Annotated in this window: 12 protein-coding genes and 1 pseudogene; 6 read left to right on the plus strand and 7 right to left on the minus strand. The window is 53.5% G+C overall.

Going from position 1 to position 12,275, the window contains the following annotated elements:
- Nucleotides 1-171: 171 nt before the first annotated feature.
- Nucleotides 172-300, plus strand: coding sequence for a hypothetical protein (locus tag Q9J32_RS07485; RefSeq protein ID WP_301885524.1), 129 nt, complete (start codon nt 172-174; stop codon nt 298-300).
- 74 nt (nt 301-374) lie between these two features.
- Here Q9J32_RS07485 and ileS read toward each other — a convergent pair whose 3' ends face one another.
- The 3 genes from ileS to Q9J32_RS07500 all read right to left on the minus strand — a co-directional run bounded on the left by ileS (nt 375) and on the right by Q9J32_RS07500 (nt 4,698).
- Entirely contained in the window at nt 375-3,164 is a 2,790-nt protein-coding gene (ileS, locus tag Q9J32_RS07490; RefSeq protein WP_301885525.1) for an isoleucine--tRNA ligase, read from the minus strand.
- Nucleotides 3,165-3,305: 141 nt separating this feature from the next.
- Nucleotides 3,306-4,226, minus strand: a complete 921-nt coding sequence (gene ribF / locus Q9J32_RS07495) for a bifunctional riboflavin kinase/FAD synthetase (RefSeq protein WP_301885526.1) — start codon at nt 4,224-4,226, stop codon at nt 3,306-3,308.
- A gap of 100 nt (nt 4,227-4,326) precedes the next feature.
- Entirely contained in the window at nt 4,327-4,698 is a 372-nt protein-coding gene (locus Q9J32_RS07500) for a hypothetical protein (RefSeq protein ID WP_003676442.1), read from the minus strand.
- A 127-nt stretch (nt 4,699-4,825) separates the two neighbouring features.
- Between Q9J32_RS07500 and Q9J32_RS07505 the strand changes: the two genes are divergently transcribed.
- The 3 genes from Q9J32_RS07505 (at nt 4,826) to Q9J32_RS07515 (ending at nt 7,501) form a co-directional block, all read left to right on the plus strand.
- Nucleotides 4,826-5,707 carry a YoaK family protein gene (locus Q9J32_RS07505; protein WP_301885527.1) on the plus strand — a complete coding sequence of 294 codons (882 nt, stop codon included), beginning with the start codon at nt 4,826-4,828 and terminating at the stop codon, nt 5,705-5,707.
- A 79-nt stretch (nt 5,708-5,786) separates the two neighbouring features.
- Complete coding sequence (locus Q9J32_RS07510) at nt 5,787-6,464, plus strand: YiaD family glycine zipper/OmpA-like lipoprotein (RefSeq protein WP_301885528.1); 678 nt, start codon at nt 5,787-5,789, stop codon at nt 6,462-6,464.
- Nucleotides 6,465-6,568: 104 nt separating this feature from the next.
- Nucleotides 6,569-7,501 (plus strand): AEC family transporter, encoded by a 933-nt coding sequence (locus tag Q9J32_RS07515; protein WP_301885529.1) that lies wholly within the window; start codon nt 6,569-6,571, stop codon nt 7,499-7,501.
- Nucleotides 7,502-7,566: 65 nt separating this feature from the next.
- Here the strand turns inward: Q9J32_RS07515 and xth are convergent, their stop codons facing one another.
- The 3 genes from xth to Q9J32_RS07530 form a co-directional block, all read right to left on the minus strand.
- Nucleotides 7,567-8,337 carry an exodeoxyribonuclease III gene (gene xth, locus Q9J32_RS07520; protein WP_301885530.1) on the minus strand — a complete coding sequence of 257 codons (771 nt, stop codon included), beginning with the start codon at nt 8,335-8,337 and terminating at the stop codon, nt 7,567-7,569.
- A gap of 59 nt (nt 8,338-8,396) precedes the next feature.
- Nucleotides 8,397-8,678, minus strand: a complete 282-nt coding sequence (locus tag Q9J32_RS07525) for an ArsR/SmtB family transcription factor (protein WP_301885531.1) — start codon at nt 8,676-8,678, stop codon at nt 8,397-8,399.
- A gap of 549 nt (nt 8,679-9,227) precedes the next feature.
- Complete coding sequence (locus tag Q9J32_RS07530; protein ID WP_118793263.1) at nt 9,228-9,947, minus strand: LexA family transcriptional regulator; 720 nt, start codon at nt 9,945-9,947, stop codon at nt 9,228-9,230.
- 241 nt (nt 9,948-10,188) lie between these two features.
- Here Q9J32_RS07530 and Q9J32_RS07535 point away from each other — a divergent pair, with 241 nt between their 5' ends.
- Nucleotides 10,189-10,431 carry a helix-turn-helix domain-containing protein gene (locus tag Q9J32_RS07535; RefSeq protein WP_301885532.1) on the plus strand — a complete coding sequence of 81 codons (243 nt, stop codon included), beginning with the start codon at nt 10,189-10,191 and terminating at the stop codon, nt 10,429-10,431.
- A 61-nt stretch (nt 10,432-10,492) separates the two neighbouring features.
- A pseudogene (locus tag Q9J32_RS07540) lies at nt 10,493-11,212 on the plus strand (DNA-binding protein); the annotation flags it as partial.
- 128 nt (nt 11,213-11,340) lie between these two features.
- On the opposite strand, the gene nadC reads toward Q9J32_RS07540, so the two are convergent.
- Nucleotides 11,341-12,222, minus strand: coding sequence for a carboxylating nicotinate-nucleotide diphosphorylase (nadC, locus tag Q9J32_RS07545; RefSeq protein WP_301885533.1), 882 nt, complete (start codon nt 12,220-12,222; stop codon nt 11,341-11,343).
- Between the last annotated feature and the right edge of the window lie 53 nt (nt 12,223-12,275).

A 12,275-nucleotide genomic window follows, 5' to 3' on the forward strand; every position in this document is an offset into this window, starting at 1 on the left:
TGGGTTGCCCTGCCGCTCCCTGTGCTACGCAACGGTTGTCTGCCTTGTGTGGGGTCGGGTGGCGGCCGGGCGGTTTGTTGCTATGATACAGTGATTACAATATACAAGGGTAGGATTTGGTGGGGTTAGCAGGCTGAAGCACACCCTACGGCTCGCTGATTCCCGACACCGATGCCGTCTGAACCTTCAGACGGCATTTTTGATGCACTCGCCGTTTACAGGCGCGGGGCGGGCGTAGTGAAATACCCGGACCGTCATTCCCGACAACACCGTAATCTCGAAACCCGTCCACCATTATGAAGACAAATTGCGGCACAAAAAATGCCGTCTGAAATGCTGTTCGGCAGTTTCAGACGGCATTTGCTCAAACTTTATCAGGCGTAATGGCGCGTTTCGCCTTCTCCGCCGACATTCTCTGCACAGCGTTTACAGATGGTTTCATGGCCTGCAACTGCGCCCACATCGTGGGTGTAGTGCCAGCAGCGTTCGCATTTTTCGCCGTCGCTGGCTTTGGCGGTAACGGAGAGTTCGCTGCCGGTTTTGACGTCGACTTTGGATACCAAGAGGGCAAAGCGCAATTCTTCGCCCAAGGCGTTCAGGTAGTCGGCGGTGGCTTCCGGTGCGGTGATTTCGGCTTCTGCCTGCAAGGACGAACCGACGGTTTTGTCGGTGCGCAAAGGCTCGATGGCGGCGGTTACGGCTTCGCGGGCTTCGCGGATTGCCGTCCATTTTTTCACCAGTTCGGCTTCGGCTTTTTCGTTGATGGTCGGGAACTCGTGCCAGGTGTGGAAGAGGACGCTGTCTTCTTCGCCGCCGCCGATGATGTCCCACGCTTCTTCGCCGGTAAAGCACAAAATCGGCGCAATCAAGAGAACCAAACTGCGCGTGATGTGGTACAGGGCGGTTTGCGCACTGCGGCGGGCGCGGCTGTCGGCTTTGGTGGTGTAGAGGCGGTCTTTCAGGATATCGAGGTAGAACGCGCCCAAGTCTTCCGAGCAGAAAGAAACAATGTCTTTTACAGCAAAGTGGAAGGTATAGCGCGGATAGTAATCGCCTGCCAGACGCTCTTGCAGCTGACGTGCCAATACCACGGCGTAGCGGTCGATTTCCACCATGTCTGCCTGTTGCACGGCATCTTCAATAGGATTGAAGTCGCTGAGGTTGGCAAACAGGAAGCTCAAGGTGTTGCGGATACGGCGGTAACTTTCGGTTACGCGTTTGAGGATTTCTTTGGAAATCGCCAATTCGCCGCTGTAATCGGTGGATGCTGCCCACAGGCGCAGGATGTCTGCGCCGAATTCGTTATAGACTTCTTGCGGCGCGACGACGTTGCCGATGGATTTCGACATTTTGCGGCCGTTTTGGTCAACCACGAAACCGTGGGTCAGAAGCTGTTTGTATGGCGCGCGACCCATGGATGAGGCGCAACCGGTCAACATAGAGGATTGGAACCAGCCGCGGTGTTGGTCGCTGCCTTCGAGGTAGAGATCGGCAGGCCATTCCAATTCTTCGCGCTGTTTCAAGACGGAATAATGGGTCGAGCCGGAGTCGAACCATACGTCCATCGTATCGGAAAGTTTATCGTAATTTTCACAATCTTCCGCGCTCAAGAGTTCGCTCTTATCAAGAGAGAACCATGCTTCAATGCCTTTTCCTTCGATTTTTTGGGCAACTTTTTCCAACAACTCGGCAGAGTTTGGATGCAGTTCACCGGTTTCTTTGTGAACAAAGAAAGTCATCGGCGTGCCCCAGTAGCGTTGGCGCGAAACAACCCAGTCGGGGCGGCCTTCGATCATGGCTTCCAGGCGCGCGCGACCCCAAGACGGGAAAAACTCGGTATCGTCCACGGCCTTGATGGCTTTGTCGCGCAGGGTTTTGCCGTCGGCACCGGCTTTGTCCATACCGACAAACCATTGGCCGGTCGCACGGTAAATCAACGGCGTTTTGTGGCGCCAGCAGTGTGCGTAGCTGTGTTCGATTTTGCTGCTTGCCAAAAGGTTGCCGGTTTCTTCCAGCCATTGCAGGATAACGGGATTAGCTTCCCAAACGCGCATACCGGCAACACGAGGTGTTTCGCTGATGTATTTGCCCTCGGCGTTGACGGGGTTGTAAAGCTCGATGCCGTATTTGTTGCAGACGGCGTAGTCTTCCAAACCGTGCGCGGGGGCGGTGTGCACCAAACCCGTACCGGCATCGGTGGTAACGTGGTCGCCGTTGAGCATAGGAATATCGCGTTCCAAAAACGGATGGTTCATATGCAGGTTTTCCAGCTTGTCGCCGGTGGTTTCTGCAAGGATGGCGATGCCGTCTGAAAAACCGTAGCGTTTCAAAGCGTCTTCCGCCAAATCTTTCGCCAGCACCAATTTGCCTTTGGGCGTATCAATCAGTCGGTAAACCACGTCCGCACCGGCCGATACGGCTTGGCTCGCAGGCAAAGTCCAAGGCGTGGTTGTCCAGATGACGGCAAACGCTTTGCCTTCGAGACCTGCCAAACCGAATGCGGCGGCAAGCGCGGCAGTGTCTTTAAACGGATAGGCAACATCAATCGCAGGCGATACTTTGTCTTTGTATTCCACTTCCGCTTCCGCCAGCGAAGATCCGCAATCCAAGCAGAACTGAACCGGTTTCGCACCGCGGTAGAGATAACCCGATTTGTAGATTTCGCCGAGCATACGCACGGTATCCGCCTCGGTTTTGAAATCCATGGTCAGGTAGGGGTTGTCCCAATCGCCCAACACGCCCAGACGGATGAAGTCTTTTTTCTGGCGGGCAACCTGTTCGGCGGCATATTCGCGGCACAATTCGCGGAAACGCGCTTTGGGCATGTCTTTGCCGTGCAGCTTTTCCACCATCACTTCGATGGGCAGGCCGTGGCAGTCCCAGCCCGGCACATAAGGCGCATCGAAACCGGCTTGGGTTTTGCTGCGGATAATGATGTCTTTGAGGATTTTGTTGACGGCATGACCGATGTGGATGTCGCCGTTGGCATACGGCGGGCCGTCGTGCAGGATGAATTTCGGACGGCCTTTGGCGATTTCGCGCAGTTTTTGGTAGCGTTTTTGCTCGTACCAGCTTTTCAGCCATGCAGGCTCGCGCTTGGCAAGATTGCCGCGCATTGGAAACGGGCTCTCGAGCAGGTTTACGGTTTTACTGTAATCGGTCATTTTTTAATCTCTATTGTTACAATATTTCGGTTTCAGACGGCATTGCGCCTCAAACAGTATTTCACAACGGGAAACCCCTATGCCGTCTGAAAAGTTAAAAGATTGATTGTAGCCCAATCGGATGGTTTGTATAAGGTTTTTCTACCAACACTTTGCGGCTTCCATATCGGCTTCAATCTGCCTTTTCAGTTCTTCCATACCGTCAAACTTTTCTTCATCGCGCAGTTTGTGCAGGAAGCGGACGTTCAGCCGTTGTCCGTACAGGTTGCCTTGAAAGTCGAACAAGTGGACTTCAAGCTTTTGAGAACAGCCGCTATCAACGGTGGGATTAAAGCCGAAGCTCGCCACGCCGCGCCGTGTGCCGAATGCGCCGTCTGCTTCGACGACGAACACGCCGCCGAGGGCATAACGGTGGCCGGGCAGGCGGATATTGGCGGTCGGGGCGTTTAGGGTGCGTCCGAGTTTTCTGCCGTGTACCACCCTGCCCCCCAAAACGTAGTCGTGTCCCAAAAGTTTTTTCGCATAGGCAAGGTTGCCGTCTGAAAGGGCTTGTCGCACGGCGGTACTGCTGGTGCGGATGTCTTCGACAATGACGGAAGGCGTGCGCTCGGTTTGCATATCGGGCTGTTGTGCCAAAAGTTCAAAACAGCCTTCCCGCCCCGCACCGAAACGGAAATCGTCGCCGACGAGCAAATAACGCGTATTCAAGGTTTGACGCAGCAGGCGGTCGATAAACCCTTGCGCGGATATTTCGGAAAAATTTTGATCGAAACGCAAAACCCAGACGGCATCGACGCAGCCCGTCCCTTCCAGCAATTCCAGTTTGGTACGCAGGGGGCTGATGCGGCAGGGCGGGGTTTTGCCCGTGCGGCTTGCAAAAAATTCTTTGGGTTGCGGCTCGAAGATGACGGCAACGACGGGTAGTCCGCGCGCGTCGGCTTCGAGGCGGAGTTTTTGGAGGATGTGTTTGTGTCCGAGGTGTACGCCGTCGAAATTGCCTATGGTTACGGCGGCACCCTGTGGAAAGTCGGGCGCGTCATGCCGCCCCAGCCTGATTTTCATTGTTATGTTCGGGTATGTGATGAAACAGGCGGTCATTGTAAACGGTATTGCGGTTTATAGACAGTAGGCGCGTTCAGACGGCATATGCCGCCGCTTCTGACTACCACCAGGGACGGTAAAACGGATAGCCCCAATCGTCGTAATAGCGTGACAGGCGTACTTCTTTCAGCTGCTGTTGCGAGATGTAGTTCTGCCACGCCATTTTGTAACAGGCTTGGAACATGGGATCGGAAAGCTTTTCGGTATAGCGTGTTTTAAATATCTGTCTTTCGGCATCGGGCATGGGCGCATATCCTGAATCGAACTGACGGCGGATAAGCTGTGCGGCCTCACGGTCGCATTGCGCTGCAAGGGCGACTTGCAGGTCCTGTTCGTAGCGTTGCTGTGCCTGACGGTATGCCGCCTGCTGTTCGGGTGTGGCGCAGGCAGTCAGTATGAGTATTGCGGCGGCGGCCGCGATGTATCGGCGCATGGTGTTCTACCCTCCTCGGAAACAGATTCAATGTACGCTCTTTTCAAAAACTTGTGAAGTTCGCCCCTAGATTGTTTTCGCTATAAAATGCAGTTCTTGAACATGCTTTCCGAACCGTCCGCCCATTATGAACGAATCCGACCGCCACGCCAAACACGCCCGCCGCAGCCGCCACCACATCCCGCCGTTTTGGCAGGCAGACCGCCCGTACCTGCACGAACACCACATTTCGGATGCGCGTTTCCGCCGATTGGGCTACATCATGTCGCTGCTGGCAGGCGCAATCAATGCCGGCGGTTTTTTTGCATTTGCCCGCTACACGTCGCACGTTACCGGCTCGATGTCGCTGCTGGCGGACATGGTATATCTGAAGCAATGGACGGCGGCAGCGGTGGCGATGGTCAGCGTGTTGTGTTTCATCGCGGGTGCGGCACATTCGGGCTGGGTGATTTTATGGACGCAGCAAATGCGCTTTCGGGGCAGCTACGGGTTGTCGATGTGGCTGGAAGCGGTTTACCTGCTGGTTTTCGGCCTGTTTGGCATTACCGCGCTGCAATGGGATACGGACGGAGGCTTGGTCTTCCCTTCCCTCGCGCTGTTCTTGCTCTGCTTCATCATGGGGATGCACAACACAGTCATGACGCTTTTATCGGGCGGCGCCATCCGCTCTACCCACATGACGGGTACGGCGACCGACTTGGGCATCGAAATCTCACGCGCCCTGTATTACTCCAAAACCCACCATCCCCGCCTGCCGCACGTCCGCGTCAACAAACCCAAAATGTGGCTGCTCAGCGGCATGATGCAGGCCTTTCTGCTCGGCGGCATCATCGGTGCGTGGGGCTACCATAAAATCGGACACCACTTCGCCCTGCCCGTTTCGGCGGTATTGCTGATACTGGGTGCTGGCTCGGTCGGTTACGATGTCAAGGTCCGTTTTTTGTGGATATGGCGGCGGTTTCGGCGCAAATACCGACAAACCGGTGTTGTTTCGGGAAAAATCGGGTAATTTCAGGTTAACGCCGCTTATTTGGACGGCATGATTGTTTATAGTTGTACGGTTTGACATATACACGGAAGGAAACACCATGACTTTCTTCAAACCCTTTACCGTCGTGCTGACCGCATCCGCACTCGCGCTGTCCGGCTGCGTTGCCGACCCCGCAACCGGACAGCAGTCCCCAAGCAAATCCGCCATGTACGGTTTGGGCGGCGCGGCAGTGTGCGGCATCGTCGGCGCACTGACCCACAGCGGCAAAGGCGCACGCAATTCCGCGCTTGCCTGCGGCGCAATCGGCGCGGGCGTGGGCGGCTATATGGACTACCAAGAGCAGCGTTTGCGCCGAAACCTCGCCGGCACGCAAATCGAAATCCAACGCCAAGGCAACCAAATCAAGCTGGTGATGCCTGAAAACGTTACCTTTGCCACCGGCAGCGCAGTTTTAAGCGACAATGCGCAATTTGCGCTGAATACTGCCGCACAGACGCTGGTGCAGTATCCCGACACGACGCTGACCATCAACGGGCACACCGACAACACGGGTTCCGATGCCGTCAACAATCCGCTTTCGCAACACCGCGCCCAAGCGGTTGCCTACTATCTGCAGACGCGCGGCGTGGCGGCTTCGCGCCTGACGGTTTACGGCTACGGCTCGCATATACCGGTCGCGTCCAACGCTACGGCTGAAGGCCGCGCGCAAAACCGCCGCGTCGAAATCCTCATCAACCCCGACCAACGTGCCGTCAACGCCGCACGGCACATATAACGCGCCCTGCAACGCCAATGCCGTCTGAATGCTTTTCAGACGGCATTTCCGTATTTGCGCCCGCAGGCGTACAATCTTTCCCTTTTTTCTGACACGGTGATTCTATGGATACCGCCCTGCTCCTTGCAGGCAAAATCGCCGAACTGACACTGATTGTTTTTATGGGCATCGGTTTGGTGAAATCGGGGCTGCTCAAATCGGAAAACAGCTATCCGCTGTCGGTCATCGCCCTCTACCTCATCAGTCCGTCGGTAATGCTGCACGCCTTCCAAATCGGCTACACGCCCGAAGTGGCACAAGGCCTGCTGCTTTCAGTCAAGCTCGCCGTCATCTTCCACATCCTGCTGATTGCCATCGGCAAAATCCTGAAAAAGCTGCTCAGGCTCGACAGTCTGGAACACGCCGCGATGGTGTACAGCAATTCGGGCAACCTGATTATTCCGCTGGTCATGTCCGTTTTCGGTTCGGAGTGGGTCATCTACACCGGCGGCTTCATCATCGTGCAAACCGTCCTGTTTTGGACGCACCTGCGCCTGCTGGTCTCGGGCAACGTCAGACTTTCATGGAAAACCATGCTGACCAACATCAACATCCTCTGCATTTTTACCGGACTGCTGATGTTTGCCTTCCAAATCAAACTGCCCCACCTGATGGACAACACCTTCGCCGCCGTCGGCAGCATGATCGGGCCGGTTGCCATGATTGTTGCCGGAATGCTGATTGCCTCCGTGCCGCCGCACGCGCTTTTGTGTTCGGCAAGGCTGTATGCCGTGGCATTCCTGCGGCTGATTCTGATTCCTCTGATACTGCTTGCCGTCGTCAAACTGTCGGGGCTGGCACACCTCAACGCCCTGTCCGAAACCGTCGTCCTCATCAGCTTTCTCGCCACCATCAGCCCGTCGGCGGCAACCATCACGCAAATGGCGGTCCTGTACGGCAACGACGCACGCAAGGCAAGCGCGATTTACGGCATCACTACCCTGCTGTGTGTCATCACCATGCCGCTGATGATTGCGCTTTACCGATACACGGTTTGAACCTTCAAACAAAGATGCCGTCTGAAACCCGAAAACGGTTTCAGACGGCATTTGCCTTTCCTGAATTACAAATCGAATTCCGCCGCCACGGGCGCGTGGTCGCTCGGACGCTCCAGCGCGCGCGTCTCCAAATCGACGCGGACATCCTTCAACGCCGCCGCCATCGCAGGCGACACCAAAATATGGTCGATACGCAGGCCCAGTTTGCGCTGGAACATCGCGCCGCGATAGTCGAACCATGTGTAAAACGCGCCTTCGGGATGGACTTGGCGCAGGCTGTCGGTCAATCCCAAATCCAGCAGGTTTTTGAACCACTGCCGTTCAACGGACGAACAGTGGATTTTTTCGTGCCATTTTTCAGGGTCGTAACAGTCCGCATCGGCAGGCGCGATATTGAAATCGCCCAGCAGCACCAGTTTGCCGTGGCGTGCCATTTCGTCGCGGACAAATTCGGTTAACGCGGCAAACCATTGTTCTTTATATTTGAATTTGGGGCTGTCCAAAGCCTCGCCGTTGACGCAATAGACATTGATGACGCGCACGCCGCCGACGGTTGCCGCAATCACGCGCCGTTGCGGGTCATCCGGCAGGGAAGGCAAACCGAAATGCACGTCTTCCGGCGCGCTGCGGCTGACGATTGCCACGCCGTTGTAGGTTTTCTGCCCGCTCCAAACACAGTGCCAGCCCATCATCTGCAAGGCGGCGGCGGGAAACTTGTCCTGATCAAGTTTGAGTTCCTGTAAAACAAGGACATCCGGTGGATTATCGGCAAGTAGGTTTTGCACCTGCGGCAGCCGCACATTGAGCGAATTGACATTCCAAGTGGTAATTTTCATAACATTTCCGAAAAATGCCGTCTGAAACGTTCAGACGGCAAAAGGAAAGGATTCTAACACTATGCCGCGCGTTTGTTTTCCAAATCGCGAACCGTGTGCAGAATCGCCGCCGCGTCTTCGGAAATCAGGCGGTATTCGATAATGCGGTGGTAACGCGTGAAATCGACTAGACCTTCCACGCGCAGGCGGTTCAAATGGTTGGAAACTGCGGTAGCCGACAGGGATAATGATTTTGCCAGTTCGACGATATTGCGTTCGCTGTCCAATAGTTGGATCAGTATCGCCATACGTTCGGGATGCGCCATCAATTTGAGTATGGTGTGGAGCGGTATTGTGTTCATCGGTATTCCTAAAACCTTTTCCGCCCGCCAAGCGGATTGACGGGCGGCAGATATGGATGATTGTGATTATCTTTATAAATTATATTGTAAATCAATTATTTATGTATGATTGTACAGGATTGTATGTTCCTTTTACCACTATTTTTACAAACAAGCGTAAAGGCAGACCTTCAGACGGCATAAAACTGCCGCCCCTGTCCTTTCCCCCTGTCCTGCCGCCGGCCGGAATCATCCGCATTGTTCAAAAGATGCCTTACAACCCCGCACGCCTTGCCGATGCCTCCGCGCCGTCGGGCAAACAAAATACCTGCCCGAAACGCTGTTTTTTCTAAAGCATCACGTGTGGGGGACTGTTAGTTTTTGCACAAGGAACAAATAGAGTAAAAAAACGCTGAAATCTTCGGAAGACGTGGATTTCGGCGTTTTTTTGTATCCGGAAAAGTTACGCCAGCTTTTTCACAAAACCGCGCCGGAATGCGCGGTTTTTTGTTGAAAGCTGACGGGATTGGGAATTTTTTAAAACTATTTTAAGAGGTTTTTAAAATGGATTTAATCAATACTCCGGCCATACCACTCAACACGGCCTATGATGGCGATGTCGTCTTGGGCATTGCTCAAATCTATTTCAAACGGTGCGTAACGTGGATTTTCAGATGTTACAAGCAGTTTGCCCGGTATGCGTTGCACACGTTTGACAAAGAGGTCATTACCTATACGCAAGACATATAGGCCGTCACGCGGGTCGGTTTTGGCGTGATTGATGAGAATGGAATCCCCATGATTGAGCACGCCCTCCATTGAATCGCCTTTAACGGTAATTACAGACAGCTTTTCCGGCTGTTTGGTCACATAGTTGTCAATCCAATATTTCCGGAAAGCCAAGCAGAACAAAGGTTCTTCGCCGAAGACCGGTTCGCCATACCCTGCTGCTGCGGCTACGTTGTAGCGCGGCACGAATACAAACTCTGACAAGTCGACAGGGTTGCCCATAGTGTCAGTAATTCCATCAGAATTTCTGCTTACAGAGAATGCTCCGGCGTTTTCCGGCCTGGCTTTATCAAGATACGGTAAGCCTTTTCCGGTCAGCAGCCAGTTTAAATCACAACCGGTAACTTCTTGAATTTTTACTAGGTAATCGGCTGTTGGGATAGCTCCCTCTTTCCAAACTCTATTAAATCCAGAAGCCGACATTTCTATTTTGTTATAGATGTCAGATGGCTTAGCCCCATGAGGCCAAAGAAATTTGAGCCTATCTAAAAAAGTATCCATAGTAATCCTAATTTAACTCATTTAAGCAAAACATTAAGCAAAAAAGAAACTCTTTTGCTTAAATAATATTACTCAAATAATCAATATTTTGTAAAAATAATTACGTTTTTGAGAAAAATATTTTAGCAAAAGAGTTGCAGGAAACTGTTTTGCTAAATATAATTCACTCACTTACTAAATAACGGCGGTTAATAAACCTACTTAATTAAGGAATTGCGAGAATGAAAAAAAGCAAGAAACCATGATTGATTGGCATCGTGCTGACATTGTGGCTCGTCTTAAAAAGGCAGGCTGGTCTGTAAGAGCGTTATCTATCGAGGCTAATTTAGCACCAAATACATTAGGGAAAGCTTTAGATGCTCCTTATCTGAAAGGCGAAAGAATCATTGCAGCAGCGATTGGAGTACCCGCAGAAGAAATCTGGCCATCTCGTTTTGAGAAACGAAACCATAAGCCAACCTTCCCAAGATCTATAAATAGATAACTGTTTTGCTAAATAGTTCCAAAAGAGTAACGCATTTAAGCAAAAATAGAAAGCGGAAAAAATGAAAATATCTGCATCTGATATTGCGAAATTAGGAATTCCGAGCCTACCAACTGATAGACAAGGGATTGAATACCATGCCAAGAAAAATAATTGGCAACACTGTTTTGAGCAAATAGGAAGAGGCCGTCCTAAAAAACTGTATGAAATCGCTTTCCTCCCTGCCGAAATCCGAGCAGCCATCATGAAACGGCAGTCGGACGAGCTGGCGGAAAAGATGCCGAAAATGCTGCCCCAAGTCAGACCGGGGACGGCGATGTCGGCTCAGGCACTGGCTGAAGCGGCCAAGCTGTTGAACGAGAAACAACGGTCGGTGGCGGATGCGCGATGTGCGGTAGTGGCGGCGGTGTTGGGTATCAAATATCAATACGGTTGCTCTGCCAAGGCTGCGGTGGCTCAGTTTTTGGGCTTGCTGGCAGAAGGTAAATTGGACGCGGTTACGCTTGGGAATTTGGAAAAGGCCAATGACCGCAGCCGGTCGGCGAAGGTTGGCGAACGTACTTTAGACGGCTGGATATCTGCTTATTTGAAAGCGGAAAACGCGACGGAGCGGTTGGTGGCTTTGGCTCCGAAGGTAACTAAGGCGGTCAAGCCGATTGAGAGCTACGGTTGGTTACCAGCATTTATGCAATTTCACAATATTCCGTCCGCGCCAAAATTGGCACACAGCTACCGCCGGTTTGTGCAGTGGGCGGAAGCGGAAAATATGCCGGTCAATGATGCACGACCTTCACGAAAAATGCCGTCTGAAGAATCTTTCAGACGGCATTTCCTCCCTGAGGCAATAACCGGATTACGGTTAAGCGGTTCCTTGTCTGACATATCAGACAGCCGCCCGCACCCTAAACCTCATGCCACGAAATCCAAACCTATGTCCAACGAGCGGCTGCTGTGGGTCAGATAGCCGAGGGCGATGCCGTCCACGCCGGTTTGCGCCACGCGCTTCAGTCGGTCGAAGCCGATGCCGCCCGATGCTTCGCAATAGACGGTGTGGGGGTGGGCGGTTTGCGTGTGGCAGCGGTTTGCCGCTTCTTTCAGGGTTTCGTCGTCCATGTTGTCCAGCAAAATCCGTTCCGCGCCCGCCGCGATGGCTTCGTCCAGTTGTGCCAATGTGTCCACTTCGATTTCTACACAAGTCAACGGTCCAACTGCCTGTTTTGCCTGCTGCACGGCTTGGGCGATACTGCCGCAATAGGCAAGATGGTTGTCTTTGATGAGTACGGCGTCGTCCAAGCCCATGCGGTGGTTTGTGCCGCCTCCTGCCCTGACGGCGTATTTTTGCAGGATGCGCAGCAGGGGGATGGTTTTTCGGCTGCACACGATGTCTGTACCGTATTCGGCGACTTCGACAACGGCACGCGCGGTGGCGGTGGCGATGCCGCTTAAGTGCGTGAGGTAGTTGAGCGCGGTGCGTTCGGCGGCGAGCAGCGCGCGGGCGTTGCCTTCGACGGCGGCCAGCGTCTGACCTGCGCAGACAGCTTGCCCGTCTTGAATTTCGGCTTGGAAGCGGACGCACGGATCCATCGTCTGAAAGGCGAGGCGCGCCAAGTCCATACCGGCGATAACACCGTCTTCGCGGCTGACGAGGAAGAGTTTGGCGGTTTTATCGGGCGCGATGACGGCGGCGGACGTAATATCGCCTCGCCTGCCCAAGTCTTCGCTCAAGGCTTGTTCCACCATAGGGCGCAACAGGGTGTCGGACAGGGGAAAGAGGGTGTTTTCAGACGGCATGGGGTTTCCTTTGTTGAAAAAGATTAATGTTGCACCGATGGGGCAAAACTTCA

It is taken from the genome of Neisseria uirgultaei (assembly GCF_962719845.1).
GTDB lineage: Bacteria > Pseudomonadota > Gammaproteobacteria > Burkholderiales > Neisseriaceae > Neisseria > Neisseria bergeri.